Annotated in this window: 6 protein-coding genes, 1 tRNA gene and 1 pseudogene; 6 read left to right on the plus strand and 2 right to left on the minus strand. The window is 73.3% G+C overall.

The features are described 5' to 3' along the window. Positions 1-42: 42 nt before the first annotated feature. Positions 43-1,221, minus strand: coding sequence for a branched-chain amino acid ABC transporter substrate-binding protein (locus ABD832_RS34735; RefSeq protein ID WP_344904279.1), 1,179 nt, complete (start codon positions 1,219-1,221; stop codon positions 43-45). A gap of 577 nt (positions 1,222-1,798) precedes the next feature. Beyond that, a pseudogene (locus ABD832_RS34740) lies at positions 1,799-2,341 on the minus strand (ANTAR domain-containing response regulator); the annotation flags it as partial. A gap of 136 nt (positions 2,342-2,477) precedes the next feature. On the opposite strand from ABD832_RS34740, the gene ABD832_RS34745 reads away from it, so the two are divergent. The 6 genes from ABD832_RS34745 to ABD832_RS34770 all read left to right on the plus strand — a co-directional run bounded on the left by ABD832_RS34745 (position 2,478) and on the right by ABD832_RS34770 (position 19,101). Then, positions 2,478-2,552, plus strand: a tRNA-Leu gene (locus ABD832_RS34745). 161 nt (positions 2,553-2,713) lie between these two features. Beyond that, on the plus strand, positions 2,714-3,343 hold the full coding sequence (locus tag ABD832_RS34750; RefSeq protein WP_344904281.1) for a GNAT family N-acetyltransferase: 630 nt from the start codon (positions 2,714-2,716) through the stop codon (positions 3,341-3,343). 210 nt (positions 3,344-3,553) lie between these two features. Next, positions 3,554-10,387, plus strand: coding sequence for an amino acid adenylation domain-containing protein (locus tag ABD832_RS34755; RefSeq protein ID WP_344904283.1), 6,834 nt, complete (start codon positions 3,554-3,556; stop codon positions 10,385-10,387). Next, positions 10,384-13,584, plus strand: coding sequence for a non-ribosomal peptide synthetase (locus ABD832_RS34760; protein ID WP_344904285.1), 3,201 nt, complete (start codon positions 10,384-10,386; stop codon positions 13,582-13,584). Before ABD832_RS34755 ends, ABD832_RS34760 begins: the two co-directional genes overlap by 4 nt. 371 nt (positions 13,585-13,955) lie before the next feature. Then, a complete protein-coding gene (locus ABD832_RS34765) occupies positions 13,956-15,503 on the plus strand; it encodes an amino acid adenylation domain-containing protein (RefSeq protein WP_344904287.1) in 1,548 nt (515 codons plus the stop codon). Between the two features lie 4 nt (positions 15,504-15,507). Beyond that, the gene (locus ABD832_RS34770) at positions 15,508-19,101 is read left to right on the plus strand and encodes a condensation domain-containing protein (protein WP_344904289.1); all 3,594 of its coding nucleotides are present in this window, start codon (positions 15,508-15,510) and stop codon (positions 19,099-19,101) included. Positions 19,102-19,106: the final 5 nt, after the last annotated feature.

Raw genomic sequence — 19,106 nt, forward strand, 5'->3', positions numbered from 1 at the left:
GCTCCCGGCGCGTCGACTACCTACTCTTCTTAGCGCGTCGGACTACCCCACCTTGGCCTCGGCGGACTTGCCCAGAAGGCCGATGACGCCGTCCTTGACCTGGTAGATGTAGATGTCCTTGGCCGAGACCTCACCGTTGGCCTCGAACTTGACCTGCTTGGACACCCCGCTGAAGTCCACCGTGGCGATGAACTCGTTGATCTTCTCGGGGGTGACCGCGCCGGACTTGACCGCGTTGACGTAGACCGTGCCCGCGTCGTAGCCCTCGGCCGCGTAGATCGCCGGGTCGGCGCTGTAGGCGGCCTTGTAGGCGTCGGCGAAGGACTTGACCTTCTCGTCGGTCACGTCGGGGGTGGCGATGTAGCACGGGCAGCCGACCAGGGCACCCTCGGCGTTCGCGGCGCCGGCGCCGTCGATCAGGCCCTTGTCCAGCGAGCCGTCGCCGGAGAGGAACCTGGTGTCCTTGACGCCCTTGTCGCGCAGCTGCTTGAGCAGGTTGCCGCCCGCGGCGTAGTAGCCGCCGAAGAAGACCGCGTCGGGCTTGGCCGCCGCGACCTTGTTGACGACCGAGGAGAAGTCGCTCTCGGCCGGGTCGAGCGAGTCGTTGGTGACCTTCACGCCCTTGTCGCCGAGGGTCTTGCGGACCGCGTCGGCCAGGGGCTTGCCGTACTCGGACTTGTCGTCGATGACGAAGACGTTCTTCGCGGCGACGCCGGCGGCGATGAACTCGCCGATGCCGGGGCCCTGGATGCTGTCGCTCGGCAGCACCCGGTGCCAGAACTTCCAGCCGTTCGTCGACAGAGCGGCGTTGGTGGCCGAGGGCGAGATGCTCGGCAGCTTCGCCTCTTCCAGCACCGGCGCCACCTGGGCGGACTCACCGGAGAAGGCAGGGCCGACCATCGCGACGATCTTGTCGGTCTTGATGGCCTGCTGGGCCAGGGCGACGGCCTTGGAGGGGTCTCCCTGGCTGTCGTACTCGACCAGCTCGATCTTCGTGGCCGGGTTGGTCTTGTTGTACTCGTCAATGGCGAGCTTCGCGCCGTTCCGCGGGGGAATGACGATTCCGGCGTTGGCGCCGGTCAGGTCACCCATGAAGCCGATCTTGACGGTACCAGGGGCGGCAGCACTGGAGCCGCCCTCGGCCGGCGTGGTCCCCGCACCAGTGTCACTCCCGCCGCAGGCAGCGAGACCGAGGGTGAGCGCCACACTGGCGGCAAGCACTCCACCGAGGCGTGCAGTCTTAGGCCGCAAGGTTGCCTTCCTTTCGCCCGGCCCTTCGTCGGGCCCGGGTTCACAGATGCCCTCCCTGGCGGGTGGCCAGGGGTTGTGTCGGTTAGTACAACCAGCGGATGTCACGGGTCGATACAGTACGGCCCGCCGTTACCGCTTCGTTACAGCACCGATCCTTTTCGGCTATCAGATGCAAAAGCCGTGGTCACTGGCAACCTTACGGCCACCTGGAGATCACCTTGAGCACCGGGAACCCCATGTCACACCCCTGGTGCCGCGTCACGCGCGTCCCCCGGGGGCCTCTCCGGGCACGTCACGGCCATCATCGCCCGCCCCAACCGAAAAGGGCCGGAAAGACCGAAAAGATCGATCAGGCGTCCGGGGACGCCGCGCCGGGCCCCGCGCCACCCGGCACGGCCGTGCCCGGCCCGGGTGCCGCGCTCCCCGGTCCGGCCGCCGTGCCGGACCCTCCCGCCGGGGCCGGTCCGGCCCCCGCCGCGCCGGATCCGGGCGCCGCGTCCTGGCCCGTCTCCCCCGCCGCGGGCGCGGCGGTCGTGGCCGCGTCCGCCACCACGATCTGCGCCACCTGCTTCATGCTCAGCCGCCGGTCCATCGAGGCCTTCTGGATCCACCGGAAGGCCTGCGGCTCGCTCCAGCCGTGCCGCTCCATCAGCAGGCCCTTGGCCCGCTCGACCAGCTTGCGCGTCTCCAGCCGCTCGGAGAGGGTCCCCACCTCGCGCTCCAGCGCGGCCATCTCCTGGTGCCTGCTGACCGCCATCTCGATCGCCGGCACCAGGTCGGACTTGGTGAACGGCTTCACCAGGTACGCCATCGCGCCGGCGTCCCTGGCCCGCTCGACCAGGTCGCGCTGCGAGAAGGCGGTGAGGATCAGGCAGGGGGCGACCCGCTGCGACACGATCCGCTCGGCCGCGGAGATCCCGTCCAGGATGGGCATCTTCACATCCAGGATCACCAGATCCGGCCGGTGCTCCAGCGCCAGCGTGACCGCCGACTCCCCGTCACCGGCCTCCGCGACGACCGCATACCCCTCCTCCTCCAGCATCTCCTTGAGGTCGAGGCGGATCAGAGCCTCGTCTTCCGCGATCACCACTCGCCGCTGCGTACTCACGAGCAAGAGAGTACCGACGTCCGCTAGATTGGGACCACGCCGGTACCGGTCAAGGGATCGTCATCGGCTAGGCTGCACGGCAAGCGTTTTGGATAAATTCGGACACGTTCGAATTCCTGCCCCGGTACCCCAATTGGCATGAGGGAGCGGATTCAAAACCCGTACAGTGTGGGTTCGAGTCCCACCCGGGGCACATGTCGACCGCCCGGCTTCCCAGCCGGGCGGTTTTCTCGTTCCCGGAGACGAACGGCACCGCCTCCCGCGCGGGCGGCGACGACGGCGACGGCCCACCGGCGAGTAGGTTGCCAGGAGGGCCGGGGGTCCCCGGAAGGTGCCGTAACGGGAGGTGGCTGCGTGGAGGTCGTGGAGGACGGCCGGGAGGAGCGGGACGGACGCACCGTGCCGGAGGGCGGGCAGGACCCGTACCGGAGCCGGTCGCGTCTTCCCGGGCGGGTGAGGCTGAGCGGGCACGGGGTGGTGCTGCGCGAGTGGGACGACGACGACCTCGACGCGATGGTGAGGCTGTTCGACGATCCCGAGGTGGCCTACTGGACGCCGCTGGCCTCGCCGTTCGGCCCGCAGGCGGCACGGACCTACCTGGAGCGGTCCCGGCAGCGCCGGGCGGCCGGGGAACGCGTTCAGCTGGCGATCACCGTCGACGGGGGCGAGCCCGCCGGTGAGGTGCTGCTGATGCTGAGCGGGCTGGGCCTGGACGTGGCCGAGATCGGCTACAGCCTGGGGGCCGCCTGGCGCGGGCGCGGGCTGGCGTCGGCGGCGGTCCGGCTGATGACGGAGTTCGCCCGCGAGACGGTCGGGGTGGCGCGGCTGCTGCTGGAGATCGAGGACGGCAACACCGCGAGCGTGGCGGTGGCCCGCGCGGCCGGGTACCGCCTGACGGACGCCCCGCCGGTGCCCACCGAGGAGAAGGGACGGCCGGTGGCATTACGGACATGGGAGTACGAGGGATCCGGTCTGCGCACATAGGGGACACGCATGAGACGGGCGGGAGGTACGGAACGTCCCGGGAACGCGCGGTGAACAAACCCTGTCTTTAATCTTGATTACGGTTGATCTCGACTCGGTTCGACGGATATGCATGAATGTCATTGATTCCACGGAAAGGGAAGCGTTCGTGTAGCGATCCGGCGCCCCATCCGCGGAGCATGCCCGTTTCCTGCGGAAAGTGAGATCCGTGTGACGTCCTCGCCTGGCCCGTCCCCGAGCACCGCCCAGCTTTCCGAGGCCAAGCGAGCACTACTGGAGAAACGGTTGCGCCGCCGCGCGCCCGATCCGGCGTTCACGATTCCCCGCCGGGAGCCGGGCCGGGAGGCGCCGCTCTCGTTCGGGCAGGAGCGGCTGTGGTTCATGGACCGGTTCGCTCCGGGCACCGCCGCGTACACGATCCCGATGACGCTGCGGCTGAGGGGCCGGCTGGACGTCGCGGCGCTGGAGCGGGCGGTCGCGAAGGTGGTCGCCCGGCACGAGAGCCTGCGGACCCTCTTCCCCTCCGACGAGGACGGGCGCCCGTCGGCGGTGGTCCAGGAGCGGGTGGAGATCCCGCTGGAGCGGGCCCGGGCGGCCGACGTGACGACGGCGCTGCGCCTGGTGAGCGACGCGGCGGCGACGCCGTTCGACCTGGCGCGGGGGCCGCTGCTGCGGGTGCTGCTGGTACGGGTGGGCGAGGACGGCCCCGGGAACGCCGGGAGCACAGACGGCGCGGCGGACATCAAGGACGCCGGGGACACGGACGGTGCGGTGGACGCCGGGGACGCCGGGGATACGGACGGCGCCGAGGAGCACGTGCTGCTGGTGGCCCTGCACCACATCTGCGGTGACGGCTGGTCCGCCGACATCCTGGCCGAGGAGCTGGGAGCCTGCTACGCGGGGACGGAACCGGACGGGCCCGCCCTGCAGTACGGCGACTACGCGCTCTGGCAGCGGGAGCGGCCGGCCTCGGAGGCGAGCCTGTCGTACTGGCGGTCGCGGCTGACCGGGGTGGCGCCGCTGGAGCTTCCGCTGGACGGGCGGCGGCGCGGCGAGCAGACGTTCGCGGGCGCCTCGAAGGGGTTCTCGCTGAGCGCCGGGCTGACGGAACGGCTGACGCGGCTGGCACGGGAGTCCGACGCGACGCTGTACATGGTGCTGCTCGCGGCCTACCAGGTGCTGCTGGGCCGCTACGCGCGCCAGGAGGACTTCGCGGTCGGCTCCCCGGTGGGCGGGCGGCCCCGCAAGGAGCTGGAGAGCGTGATCGGCATGTTCGTGAACGTGCTGGCCATGCGGGCCGACCTGTCGGGGGACCCGACGTTCGCACAGCTGCTGGCGCGGGTCAGGCGGACCACCGTGGAGGCGTACGAGCACCAGGAACTGCCGTTCGAGCAGCTGGTCGGGGAGCTGGGCGTGGAGCGGGACGTGAGCCGCTCGCCGGTGTTCCAGACGGTCTTCGCGCTGCAGAGCTACGGGAGCAGGAAGGGGACGCGCTGGCCGGGCCTGGAGGTGGAGCCGTTCGAGTTCGAGGCCAGGGCGACGCGTTTCGACCTGGAGCTGTTCCTGACCGAGCAGCCGGGCGGGATGGGCGGGCTGTTCGTCTACAACCGCGACCTGTTCGACGCGGCCACGGTGGAGGGGATGGTCACGCAGCTGGTGACGCTGCTGGAGGCGGCGGTGGCCACCCCCGGGGCACGGATCTCGGAGCTGGAGCTGCTGTCGGCCGGCGAGCGCGAGCGGGTGCTGGCGTGCGCGGCAGGCCCGGGTGAGCCGTACCGGGACGGGGCGACGCTGGGCGGGATGTTCGAGGCGCAGGTGGCGCGGACGCCCGGGGCGGTGGCGGTGGAGTTCGAGGGCGAGCGCCTGACGTACGCGGAGCTGGAGACGCGGGCCAACCGGCTGGCGCACCGGCTGCGGGAGCTGGGGGTGCGGCGCGGCTCGCTGGTGGCGGTGTGCGCCGAGCGGTCGGTCGAGCTGGTGGTGGCGCTGCTGGGCGTGGTCAAGGCGGGCGGGGCGTACGTGCCGCTGGACCCGGACTACCCGCCGGAGCGGCTGGCGTTCATGCTGGCCGACGCGGACGTGCCGGTGCTGCTGGCGCAGCGGGCGGTGCTGGAGACGCTCCCCGGACTGCGGGACGGCACGGGCCCGGAGAACGGCACGGACGGCGCGGGTACCGGCGTGGGGGCCGGCCGGGTGGTGACGGTGGTGCTGGACGATCCGCTGGACGGGCCCGGCACGCCGGTGGAGCCCTCGGCGACGCCGTCGGACGCGGCGTACATGATCTACACCTCGGGGTCGACGGGCCGGCCCAAGGGGGTGCCGAACACGCACGCGGGCATCCGTAACCGGCTGGGCTGGATGCAGGAGGTCTACCGGCTGACCGGTGACGACGTGGTGCTGCAGAAGACCCCGGCGGGGTTCGACGTGTCGGTGTGGGAGTTCTTCTGGCCGCTGGTGACCGGCGCGCGGCTGGTGCTGGCCCGTCCCGGCGGGCACCGGGACGCGGCGTACCTGCGTGACCTGATCGTGCACCGGGGGGTGACGACGACGCACTTCGTGCCCTCGATGCTGGCGGCGTTCCTGGAGGAGGAGGGCGTCGAGGCGTGCGGGTCGTCGCTGCGGCGGGTGGTGTGCAGCGGTGAGGAGCTGGCCCCGCACGTGGCCGCGCGGTTCTTCGACCGATTACCGGGAGCGGAACTGTACAACCTGTACGGGCCGACGGAGGCGGCGATCGACGTGAGCCTGTGGCGGTGCCGCCCGGGCGAGGACAGGATCCCGATCGGGCATCCGGTGCAGAACACCTCCCTGTACGTGCTGGACGGGCACCTGCGCCCGGTGCCGTTCGGGGTGCCCGGGGAGCTGCACATCGGCGGGGTGCAGGTGGCGATGGGCTACCACGCCCGGCCCGGCCTGACGGCGGAGCGGTTCGTGCCCGACCCGTTCGGCGAGGCCGGGGCACGGCTGTACCGGACCGGCGACCTGGCGCGGTTCCGCCGTGACGGTGCCGTCGAGTTCCTGGGGCGGATCGACCACCAGGTGAAGATCCGCGGACAGCGGATCGAGCCGGGCGAGATCGAGGCGGCGCTGCGCGAGCTGCCCGGGGTGCGCGAGGCGGTGGTCACGGTGCGCGAGGACGGCGCGCCGGGCGACCGGCGGCTGGTGGCGTACGTGGTCCCGGAGGGCGGCGCGGCGGAGGCGGGGAACGGAACAGGGAACGGGACGGCGAACGGTGCGGCGAGCGGGGCGGGCGCTGCGACGGACGGGGCGGAGCTGCGGCGGGCGCTGAAGCTGACGCTGCCCGAGCACATGGTGCCCTCGGCGTTCGTGGTGCTGGACGCGCTGCCGCTGAGCCCGAACGGCAAGCTGGACCGCGGCGCGCTGCCCGCGCCGGGCCGTCCCGCCGAGCCGGCCGGGGCCGGGGCCGAGCCGCGGACGCCGGTGGAGCGGGCGATCGCCGACATCTGGCGGGAGCTGCTGGGGGTGGAGTCGGTCGGCGCCGACGGTGACTTCTTCGAGCTGGGGGGTCACTCGCTGGTCGCGATCCAGGCGGTGGCGCGGATGCGCAAGGCGCTGCCGGTGACCGGGGGCCGGGCGGTCGGGGTGATGGACCTGTTCAAGCACCCGACGGTGCGCGAGCTGGCCGCGCTGGTGGAGCGGCCCGCGGGCCCGTCGGGGCCGCGGAGCCTGCTGTACGAGCTGACCGCGCCGGGGCCGCGCCTGATGACGTACGTGTGCGTGCCCTACGGCGGCGGCAGCCCGCTGATCTTCCAGCCGCTGGCCGACGCGCTGCCGGACGGGTGCGCGCTGCACGCGCTGGCCTTCCCCGGGCACGACCCGGGGCTGCCTGACGAGGAGACGCGGCCGTTCGAGGAGGTCGCGGACCTGTGCGTGGAGGAGATCCTGTCGCAGGTGGAGGGCCCGCTGGCGCTGTACGGGCACTGCGGCATCGGCGGGGCGCTGGTGGTGGAGGTGGCGCGCCGGCTGGAGGCGCGGGGACGCGCGCTGGAGGCGGTGTACATCGGGGCGATCTTCCCGTTCGCCCGGCCCCGGGGACGGATCGCGGGGCCGCTGGCGCGGCTGACCCGCTACGACCGGCTGCGCGGCGACCGGGTGTACGAGAACCGGATGAAGTCCATGGGGACCGACATCTCCGGGCTGGACGACGAGCAGATCCGGTTCATGGTGCGCAACCAGCGGCGGGACACGCTGATCGCGGAGGAGATCTTCACCAAGGCGCTGGCGGAGCAGGTGGAGCGGCTGCGGGCGCCGGTGGTCTCGGTGGTGGGCGAGCAGGACCCGACGACCGACTACTACATGGAGCGCTACCGCGAGTGGCACTTCCTGAGCGACACCGCGGCGCTGGTGATCCTGGATGAAGCAGGCCACTATTTCCTGAAATATCGGGCGGCTGAGCTGTCGGAGATCCTCACCAACACGCACATCGCCATCGGGTACGAGGCCGCGCACACCCTGGACCGGGCGTCCCGGGGGCCGGGGGCGGGCTGGTGGGTCGAGGAGGTCTCGGTCCGCTCCCCGGAGACGGAGACCCCGCAGGCGGAACCCTCCCCGGAGACGGAACCCGGACGCGCCGATCCGGCGCCCCCGCCACCGATGCCGGCGACCGGCACGGCCGTACCCGTGAGACCGTCGCCGGTGACGACGACGGCACCCGCGCGGACGGCGAGGAGCGCCCCCGCGCGCACGACTCCCGCGCGCACGGCTCCCGCAGCCACGGCCGGGAAGGCGCCTCCGCCCAGCCTGCGGCGGTTCCTGATCGTGGCGGCGTTCCAGCTCGTGTCGATGGTGGGCACCGCGATCACCGACTTCGCGATCCCGGTGTGGATCTACCTGACCACCGGCTCGCTGGTGGACTTCGCCCTGTTCGTGGCCCTGTCCATCATGCCGGGCGTGCTGATCGCGCCACTGGCCGGAGCCGTGGTGGACCGGTCGAGCCGGCGCGCCATGATGATCCTCGGCAACTGCATGGCCGGGGGCACCCAGCTGGTCCTGGGCGCGCTGTTCTGGACGGGCGCGCTGGAGATCTGGCACATCTACCCGCTGACGGCGTGCCTGTCGATCGCCCTGATCTTCCAGCGGCTGGGCTTCACCACGGCGCTCCCCCAGCTGGTCCCCAAGGAGTACATGGGGCACGCGGCCGGGGTGGTCCAGATGGTGATCGGCACCGCGCAGTTCGCGGCGCCGCTGCTGGCGGTGGCGCTGCTCTCCTCGATCGGCCTGGGCGGCATCCTCGTGATCGACGTGGCGAGCTTCGCGCTGGTGCTGGGCGCCCTGCTGCTGATCCGCTTCCCGGACACGATGGCGCACTCCCCCAGGGAGCCGCTCTCCAAGGAGATCGCGCAGGGCCTGCGGATGTCGATCGGCAACCGCCACCTGCGGGCGGCGATGATCTACTTCGCGACGCTCAACGTGATGCTCGCCGCGCTGCTGCTGTCGATCACGCCGCTGGTGCTGTCGTTCTCCACGCTGACGGTCGCCGGTCAGATCTCCTTCGTCGGCGGTCTGGGCGGGGCGCTGGGCGGCCTGGTGATCGCGCTGTGGGGCGGGCCGCGGCGGCGGCGGATGCGCGGGGTGCTGCTGGCGACGCTGGCGCTGTCGGTGTTCGCGGTGATCACCGGGTTGCACCCGTCCCCCCTGGTGGTGGGGATCGGCGCGTTCGGCCTGTGGGGCTGCCTGTCGATCGTCAACGGGACCTTCCTGACGATCATCCACACCAAGGTGCCGCAGCGCTTCCACGGCCGGGTGCAGTCGCTCAACCAGATGGTGTCGTGGTCGACGCTGCCGATCGGCATGGCGGTGGTGGCGCCGATGGGCGAGCGGCTGCTCAACCCGCTGCTGATGCCCGAGGGGGCGCTGGCGGCTACGGTGGGCTCGGTGATCGGGGTCGGTCCCGGCCGCGGGGTCGCGCTGATGTACATCCTGCTGGGCGTGGGCATCGCGGTGCACGTGCTGATCTCGATGCGCACCCGGGTGCTGTCCACGTTCGACGACGAGATGCCCGACGCCCAGCCCGACGACCTGGTGGGCGCGCAGATCCTGCGCGAGCGGGCGGGCAACCGGGTGAGCGTGTCGTGGACCGCGCCGGCGTTCGCCAAGGCGATCACCATGCCGCTGCCGCCCGAGCGGGCGCGGGCGCTGCTGCGCGTGCCGTTCCCGGACGTGGAGGTGCGCCGGGTGACGCTGCGGACCGGCGGTGAGATCAGCGCGGTGTACGAGGTCGGGTGCGCCGACCGGGACCTGATCGTGAAGATCTACCCGAACGTGCTGGCGGCCCGGCTGCACAAGGAGGTGCGCGTCTACGAGCTGCTGCGCGGCAGCGGCGCCCGGTGCCCCGAGGTGGTGCACTGGGACGATTCGCGGCGCGAGCTGCCGCACCCGTACTCGGTGATGACGAAGGTGGCGGGACGGCCGCTGTCGGAGGTCTCCGCCGGGCTGTCGGCCGAGGAGATCGCGCCGCTGTACCGGGAGATGGGGCGGACGCTGCGGGCGATCCACGGGGTGCGCGTGGAGGGCTTCGGGCCGATGGAGGGGCCCCAGGAGCCCTCCAACGACGCCTACCTGGGCGCGCGGCTGGAGACGCTGCTGGCGCAGTTCGTCGACTTCGGCGGCGACCCCGCGCTGCACGCGGAGCTGACCGGCCGGATCGAGCGCGACCGCCACCTGCTGGCGCGCTGCACCGTCCCGGTGCTGTGCCACAACGACTTCCACGAGCGCAACGTGATGGTCGAGACGCGGGACGGCGCGCTGCGGATGACCGGTGTGATCGACATGGAGAACGCGCTGGGCGGCGACCCGCTGATGGACCTGGCGCGCACCGAGTACTTCGCGGTCAGGGGCGACGCGGAGCGGCGGCGGCACCTGCTGGAGGGCTACGGCGACCTGCCGGACGACCAGGCCGAGCGCCTGGCCTTCTACCTGCTCTGCCACGCCCTGGAGCAGTGGCACTGGCTGGCCACCCTGGGCGAGACGGCCGCCCTGCCCGCGATCACCGAACAGCTTCGCGAATGCCTGAAGGAGAGAGTGTGACAGACGTCTTCCCCGCCTCGTTCGCCCAGGAGCGGATCTGGTTCCTGCACGAGCTCATGCCGGACCTGGCGGTCTACAACATCGCCTGGTCCTCGGAGCTGGCCGCCCTGCGGCCGGTGGATCCGGAGCTGCTGGAGCGGACGCTGGCGAGGCTGGCCGGCCGGCACGAGTCGCTGCGGACCGCGTTCGAGCTGCGCGACGAGCAGGTCGTGCAGACGATCGCGGACCGGGTGCCCGTCACGCTGGAGCGGACCGACCTGTCGCACCTGGCGCCCGAGGCGGCCAGGGCGGAGTTCGAGCGGATCGCGGCCGAGGACGCGCGGCGGCCCTTCCGGCTGGAGACCGCGCCGCTGTGGCGGGCACGGCTGGTGACGCTGGGCGGCGGCGAGTGGCGGCTGGTGGGGATCATGCATCACGCGGTCTTCGACGCGTGGTCGTCCGGCGTGTTCTCGCGGGAGCTGGGCGAGACCTACCTCGCGCTGCGCGAGGGCCGCGAGCCCGTGCTGCCCGAGCTGCCGATCCAGTACGCCGACTACGCGGCCTGGCAGCGCGACCGGCTGGGCGGCGGCGAGCTCGACGCCGACCTGGCCTACTGGAAGGAGCGGCTGCGCGGCAGCGTCCCGCTGGAGCTGCCGGGTGACCGGCCGCGCCCGGCGCGGCTGAGCCACCTGGGCGACGTGCTGGACTTCACGGTGCCCGAGGAGCTGTCGGAGCGGGTGGGCGCGCTGGCCAGGGCACGGAGCACGACCCCGTTCATGGTGCTGCTGACGGCGTTCTCGGCGCTGCTGGCGCGCTGGAGCGGGCGGACGGACGTCGTGGTGGGCTCCCCGGTCGCCGGGCGCGAGCTGCCCGAGCTGGACGGCCTGATCGGCATGTTCGTCAACACGCTGCCGCTCCGGACCGACCTGGGGGGCGACCCGTCGTTCGCCGAGGCGCTGGACCGGGTCCGCACGACCGTGCTGGAGGCGTTCGACCACCAGAACGTGCCGTTCGCCAAGCTGGTGGAGGCCGTGGACCCGCCGCGCGACGCCGGCAGGACGCCGCTGTTCCAGGCGGGGTTCAACCAGGTCGCGGTGGACGGGCGCGGCCGGTTCGGCAACGGCACCTCCCAGACCGACCTGACGATGGAGCTGCACAACCCCGAGGGCTCCCTGGAGGGCTGGGTCGAGTACAGCACCGACCTGTACGACGAGGCGACCGTCCGCCGCCTGGTGTCGGGGTTCCTGACGCTGCTCGGCGCGGCCGTGGCCGACCCGGAGCTGCCGCTGTCCCGGCTGCCGCTGATGGACGGCGCGGAGCGGGAGCGGGTGCTGTCGTCCTGGCACGGCCCCGCGGCCTCCTACCCCGAGCGCTGCCTGCACGAGCTGATCGCCGAGCGGGCCGGGCGGGCGCCGGACGCGACGGCGGTCGTCTGGGGTGAGGGCGAGCTGACCTACGGGGAGCTGGAGCGGCGTGCGGGCACGCTGGCCCGGAGGCTGCGCGAGCGCGGCGTGCGGGCCGAGACCCCGGTCGCGGTCTGCCTGCCGCGCGGCGTGGAGCTGATCGTGGCGCTGCTCGCGGTGCTCAAGGCGGGCGGCGCGTACGTGCCGCTGGACCCGGACTACCCGGCGGACCGGCTGGCGTTCATGCTCTCCGACTCGGGCACCCCGCTGCTGCTGACCCGCTCGACGATGGTGGAGCGGCTGCCTCCGGAGCACCCCCCGGCGATCCTGCTGGACGCGCTGCCCATGAACGGCGGGCCCGTCCTGGAGCCGGAGCCGCTCTCCCCGGACGCGCCCGCGTACGTGATCTACACGTCGGGGTCGACGGGACGGCCCAAGGGCGTGGTGGTGCCGCACCGGGGGGTGGTGAACCTGGTCACCGGGTTCGGTTTCACCGAGCGGGAGCGGATGCTGCTGCTGACCTCGCTCTCGTTCGACATCGCGGCGCTGGAGATCTTCGGGCCGCTGACCGCGGGGGGCGCGGTGGTGCTCGCCCCCCCGTACGGCAACGGGGCCCTGGGCGAGCTGGTGGCGCGGGCGGGGGTGACGACGGTGCAGGCGCCGCCGTCGGTGCTGGAGGAGATCACCGAACGGCTGCCGGCCGGGCTGCCACGGGTGTTCAGCGGCGGGGAACCGCTCCCGGTGGCGCTCGCCACCCGGATCCACCGGGTCGCCGGTGAGCTGTGGAACCTCTACGGGCCCACCGAGACGACGATCTGGTCGCTGGCGCACCGGGTGCCGCGGGACGCGGAGTCGATGTCGATCGGCGTGCCGGTCGCGGGCACCACGGCGTACGTGCTGGACGGGCACATGGAGCCGGTGCCGGTCGGGGTGGCCGGGGAGCTGTTCCTGGGGGGCGACGGGGTGACCCGCGGCTACCGGGGACGGCCGGGGCTGACCGCGGAGCGCTTCGTCCCCGACCCCTTCTCCGGCACGCCCGGGGGGCGGCTGTACCGGACCGGCGACCTGGTGCGGCGGTCGGCCGACGGCACCCTGGAGTTCCTGGGACGCGCCGACGAGCAGGTGAAGGTGCGGGGGGTGCGGATCGAGCTGGGCGAGGTGGAGGCGGCGCTGGCGGCCTGCCCGGGGGTGCGCCGGGTGGTCGCCGCGGTCCGCGACGACGCCCCCGGCGGCCGGGCGCTGGTGGCGTACGTGGACATGGACCCCGGCACCGGCACGGACGGTGCCGCCGACGGGGACGGCGCGGCCGACGGGGACGGGGTCGGCGCGGGGGTGCCCGCCGGGCGGCTGCGGGCGTTCCTGTCGTCGCGGCTGCCCGCCACGATGGTGCCGAGCCTCTTCGTGCCGCTGGGGCCGGTGCCCCGGCTGCCCAACGGGAAGCTCGACCGCTCCGCGCTGCCCTCCCCGGCCGCCGCCGCGCCGGACGCGACGGCGCCGCCCGCCGCCCCGGGCACGGCGAGCGAGGAGCTGGTGCACGAGATCTGGTGCGAGGTGCTGGGCAGGAACGGCTTCGGCGTCGACGACGACTTCTTCGAGGTGGGCGGTCACTCGCTGCTCGGCACCAAGGTGATCGCCAGGATCTGCTCGGCGGTGGGCGTGGACCTGCCGCTCAACGCCCTGTTCGACACGCGCACGGTCCGCCGTCTCGCCCTGGTGGTGGAGGAGGCGCTGGCCGCGGAGATCGACCGGCTGACCGACGAGGAGGCCGAGCGGATCGCCGGTGACTACGACCGGGATGACAGCGTGATGAACTGACGACCGAAACACGTATTTAGGACATTTGCTGTTGGTCAACGCGTCATTACGTCACGTGATGCTGGGTCACCGTGCTTCGCGACAGAGGGAAGTGGACGGTCACCTTCCGTCTAACCGATCACGGTGACCTGCGGTGATTCCGGGTCGTCAACCCCCTCGGCGATCTTGGGGGACAGCCGAAACCGGCATTCCGACACAGGTTTAACTTTCAACCCTTGACTGCTCAGTGACGTAAACATTAGGAATGATCTGGCTTGAGACTTGTGAATACTTGACAGGGCAAAAACCCTGTTTGGGGCAATGGGGGGTGGATGCTCGAAGCGACGCGGGAGGACTCGTCGTCCGCATCGGTGACCGGGGGGCCGTTCACCGTGCCTGAGCCGCCGGCGGCTCCCGCTCCCGCCTCCTGGACGACCGGCCCGGCGCACACCGCTCCGGAGGCGCTCCTGTGCGACCTCATCGCCGCCCAGGCGGCACGGACTCCGTTCGCGCCCGCGGTCCGGCAGTGGGAGACTCGTCTGACCTACCGCGGGCTGATGGACGCGGCCACCGCCCTTGCGCTGCGGTTACGCGACCTGGGCGTGGGGCCGGAGGACCGGGTGGGGCTCTGCTCCGCGCGCACTCCGGTGATGCCCGTGGCCGCCCTCGGCATCATGCTGGCCGGTGGCGCGTACGTCCCGCTGGACCCGGCGCACCCGCGCCGGCGGCTGGACGAGGTGCTCGACGACGCCGGCATCACGGTGGTGGTGACCGACCGGCGCGGCCGCGAGCTGCTCGACGGCTCCGGGCGCGTCCTGGTGGAGCCGGAAATCGATACGGCCTCCCAAACCGTGTCCGAAATTACCGCCGATACCCTCCTCGGGGCCTCGGCCGTCACAACCGTCGCACCCCTGACCGGCACCACCGCCGTCACCGCGTCCGAAACCGGTGATACGACGTCCGGAACCGGCGGCACGACCGGAACCGGGGACGTCGCGGGCACCGGAGACACCGGGAACACCGCGAGCACCGGGGACGAGATCACCGCGGCCTCCCTCGCGGGCACCGGCGCCGTGCCCCGGCCCGGGAACGCCGCCTACGTGCTGTACACCTCGGGATCGACCGGCCGCCCCAAGGGAGTGGTCGTGAACCACTCCTCGGCGGTGGCCTTCGTCACCGCCTCGGCGGCCCACTTCGGCCTGGACGGCACCTGCCGGTCGATCGCCTTCTCCGCGCTCGGCTTCGACGTCTCGGTGCTCGACATGTTCACCCCGCTGGCCTCCGGCGGGTGCGTGCAGCTGGTGCCGGACGAGGACAGGACCGACCCGGCCCGCCTGCAGCGTTTCCTGGAGGCGCACGACGTCACCTGGGGGTTCATCCCCCCGGCGCTGCTGCCGCTGGTCGACCCGGCCGGGCTGCCGCACCTGCGCGACCTGGTCACCGCGGGCGAGCCGCCCGGCCCGGAGCAGGTGGAGCGCTGGTCGGCGCGGACCCGTTTCCACAACTGGTACGGCCCCACCGAGACGACCGTGTGCGTCGTCGGCACCGAGCTGTCGGGCACCTGGGAGCGGTCGTTGCCGATCGGGTTCCCGCTGCGCGGCTGCCGGGCGCACATCCTGGACGAGGACATGCGCGAGTGCCCCGTCGGCGTCCCGGGCGAGCTGTACATCGGCGGCCCGCAGGTCAGCCGCGGCTACCTGGGCCTGCCCGGCATGACGGCCGGGCGGTTCGTGCCCGACCCGTTCTCGGCGACGCCCGGGGCTCGGCTCTACCGCACCGGCGACCACGTGGCCTGGCAGCCCGACGGCCGGATCGCCTTCATGGGGCGGCTGGACCGGCAGGTGAAGATCCAGGGACAGCGGGTCGAGATCGGCGAGGTCGAGTCGGTCGTCCGCGCCCACCCCGGCGTGAAGCAGGCGGTGGTCGACGCCCCCCGGTGAGCTGGTGGCCTACGTCGCGCCGCTGGACGCGCCCGGGCAGGCCGAGCTGCGCGAGCACTGCGCGCGGCGGCTGCCGGTGTACATGCTGCCCACCCGGGTGGTGCACGTCCCGGTCCTGCCGCTGAACTCCTCCGGCAAGGTCGACCTCGCCGCCCTGCGGGCCCTGTCCGGGGAGGCCCCCGGCACCCCTGACACCTCCTCCCCCGCCGCGGCCCCCGGCCTGGCGGGCATCTGGGCCCGGGTGCTGGACACCCCTGCCCCCCGTCCCGACGACGACTTCTTCGAGCGCGGCGGGCACTCGCTGCGGGCGATGCGGCTGGTCTCGGCCGTCCGTGCCGAGCTCGGCCGGGACATCTCGGTCGAGGACGTCTACACGGCCCGTACCTACGGCGCCCTGTCGTCCGGCGTCGAGCAGGCTCCCCCGTGCGGCACCGGGGACGCCCTCGGCAGCACGTCCGGCGCGTCCGGCACCCCGGGCACGGCCGGTGGCGAGGGGCCGTCGCTCTCCCCCGCGCAGCGGCGCATGTGGTTCGTCGAGCGGCTCGCCCCGGAGACGCCCGCCCACAACATCGCGATGGCCGAACGGGTCCGCGGCCCGCTCGACCACGACGCGCTCCGGCGTGCCCTGGAGGTCGTGGTGACCCGGCACGAGGCGTTGCGCTGGCGCATCCCCTCCCGCGACGGCGCGCCGTACGTCACGGTCGCCCCCGCCGGCGAGGTGCCGCTGCCGCTCGACGACCTCTCGGCGGCCCCCGACCCCGAGGCCGCCCTGCGGGCTCTGCTGCAGGACGAGGCCCGGACGCGCTTCGACCTGGAGACCGGGCCGCTGCTGCGGGCCCGGCTGGTGCGGCTGGCCGTCGACGACCACGTGCTCGCGGTGACCGTGCACCACGTCGTCTTCGACGGCTGGTCGCAGGACGTCTTCTACCGCGACCTGAGCGCCGCCTACCGGGGCGACGGGCCGGGACCGGCCGGCGCGTCCCTCGGCGACTACGTGGCCTGGTCCAGGGAGCGTTCGAACGGCGGGGCCGTCGACTGGTGGCGCGAGCACCTGCGGGACGCCCCCATGGTCCTCGACCTGCCCAGGGACGCCCCCCGCCCTCCGGTGCAGACCTTTTTTGGAGCGCTCCTAACAGACGAGCTTGACGGATCCGTCGGAGGCCACGTCAGGGAGCTGGCGCTGCGGATGGGGGTCACCCCGTACCCGGTGCTGCTGGCCGCGTTCGCCGAGCTGCTGGCCCGGCTGTCCGGGCAGGACGACCTGGTGGTCGGCGCCCCGTACGCCGACCGGGGGCACGTGGCGTTCGAGTCGCTGGTCGGCATGTGCGTGCGGGTGCTGCCGCTGCGGCTGCGCCAGGACGCGGAGTCCTCCTTCGAGGAGCACGTGGCCCGCTGCCGGGACGAGCTGGCCGAGGTGGTGGCGCACGGCGAGGTGCCGCTGGAGCGTGTCGTGGACGCGCTGCGCGTCCCGCGCGACCTGGGCCGCAACCCGGTGACGCAGGTCATGTTCAACATGTACAACTTCGCCGAGCCCAAGCTCGACCTGCCCGGGTGCGAGACCGAGGCGCTGGCGGCCGGGCTGCCGGGCGCGCTGTTCGACCTGACGATGTACGTCAGCGAGCACGGCGACGGGTACGCGCTGCAGCTGGTCTACAACCCCGACCTGTTCTCGGCCGCCAGGATGGAGTCCCTGCTGGCCTCCTACCGGCACCTGCTGGCCGGCCTGCTGGAGCGTCCCGACGAGGCGGCGCGCCGGGTCCGGCTGTCCGAGCCGGAGCCTCCCGCCGCGCTGCCGGTCTGGGACGGTCCCGGGCCGCTGGAGACCCTGCACCCGCGCGTCGTGGTGGAGGGCGCGGGCCGGAGCCTGGGACATGAGGAGCTGACCGCGCTGCGCCGCCGCACGACCGCGGCGCTGCGCGCGGCCGGGGTCGAGCCCGGCCGGGCGGTCGCGGTGCTCGGGGCACGGGTGCCCGAGCTTCCGGGGCTGCTGCTGGGGGTGCTGGCCTCCGGGGCCCGCTGGGTGATCCTCGACCCGGCCCATCCGGAGCCGGTGCTGGCCCGCCAGGCCGTTGCCGCCGGGGCCGTGGCCGTGCTGCGCTGCCCGGGGACGCCGCCCCTGCCAGGACTGCCGGAGATCACCCTTCCGGAGACCGTGCCGACGGAGGACGCCTCGGCGGAGGCCGTCGCGGCGGGAACGGCGGGGACGACGGGGACGACGGGGACGGGGCGCGGTTACCTCTCGCTCACCTCCGGGACCACCGGCGACCCCAAGCCGGTGCTGACCGGCGAGGGCCCGCTGGCCCACTTCGTCGCCTGGTACGCGGACACCTTCGAGGTGACCCCCGACGACCGGTTCGCCCTGCTCTCGGGCCTGGCGCACGACCCGGCGCTGCGCGACCTGTTCGTGCCGCTGGCGACCGGCGCCCGGCTGTGCATGCCCGAGCAGGACCTGCTGCGCGACCCCGCCCGGCTGGCCGGATGGCTGCGCGAGCACCGCGTCGGCGTCCTGCACCTGACCCCGCAGCTGGCCAGGATGCTCTGCGGGACCGGGGCGGTGCTGCCCGACGTCCGGCTCGTCGCGACCGGCGGCGACCGCCTCACCCACGCCGACGCCGCGCGGCTGCGCCGGCTGGTCCCGTCCGCCCGGCTGGTCGCCTTCTACGGCACCACCGAGACCCCGCAGGCGCACGCCTGGTACGAGATCCCGCACCGGGTGCGCGAGAGCGCCGAGCCCGTCCCGGCCGGGCGCGGCATCGAGGGCAGCGAGCTGGTCGTCGTCGACTCGCGCGGTGCCCGCGCCGGGGTGGGCGAGCTCGGCGAGGTGGTGGTGCGCAGCGCCAACCTGGCGACCGGCTACCTCGACGCCGAGCTGACCCGGCTCCGCTTCACCGGGGACTCCTTCGCCACCGGCGACCTCGGCCGGCTCAACCCGGACGGGACGGTGACGATCGCCGGGCGCCGCGACGACCAGATCAAGGTCCGCGGCTTCCGGGTGGAGCCGGGCGAGGTCGAGGCCGCGCTGACCGCCCATCCCGAGGTCCGCGCCGCCGTCGCGGTGGCCGACCGGGGCGAGGGGCGCGAGACCGTGCTGCACGCCTACGCGGTGCCCCGCAGGCCCGGTCTGGCCCCGCAGCGGCTGCTGGAGCACCTGCGCTCGGTGCTGCCCGAGCACGCGGTGCCCGCCGAGGTGATCGTGGTGCCCGCGCTGCCGCTGACCCCCAACGGCAAGGTCGACCGCACCGCGCTGCGCCGCCCCGCCCCCCGCCAGGGCGACGGGGCGGGCGGGGAGGTGTCGGGCCCGACCGAGCGGGCCGTGGCCGAGGTGTGGCGGGCCGTGCTCGGCGTCCCGCGGGTCGGCGCCGCCGACAACTTCTTCGAGATCGGCGGTCACTCGCTGGCCATCGCCGCGGTCCAGGCCCGCCTGGGCTCGGCGCTCGGCAGGGAGATCCCGATCGTCGACCTGTTCCGCCATCCGACCATCCGCGCGCTCGCCGCGCACCTGGACGGTGGAGGCCCCACCCCCGGCCTCGACCGCGCCGCCCGGCGGCTCGCCGTGCGACGAGACCGCCTCAAGGACCGCTCACGGAAACCGAGCTGAAACCC

This window comes from Streptosporangium longisporum (assembly GCF_039534895.1).
GTDB classification, from domain to species: domain Bacteria; phylum Actinomycetota; class Actinomycetes; order Streptosporangiales; family Streptosporangiaceae; genus Streptosporangium; species Streptosporangium longisporum.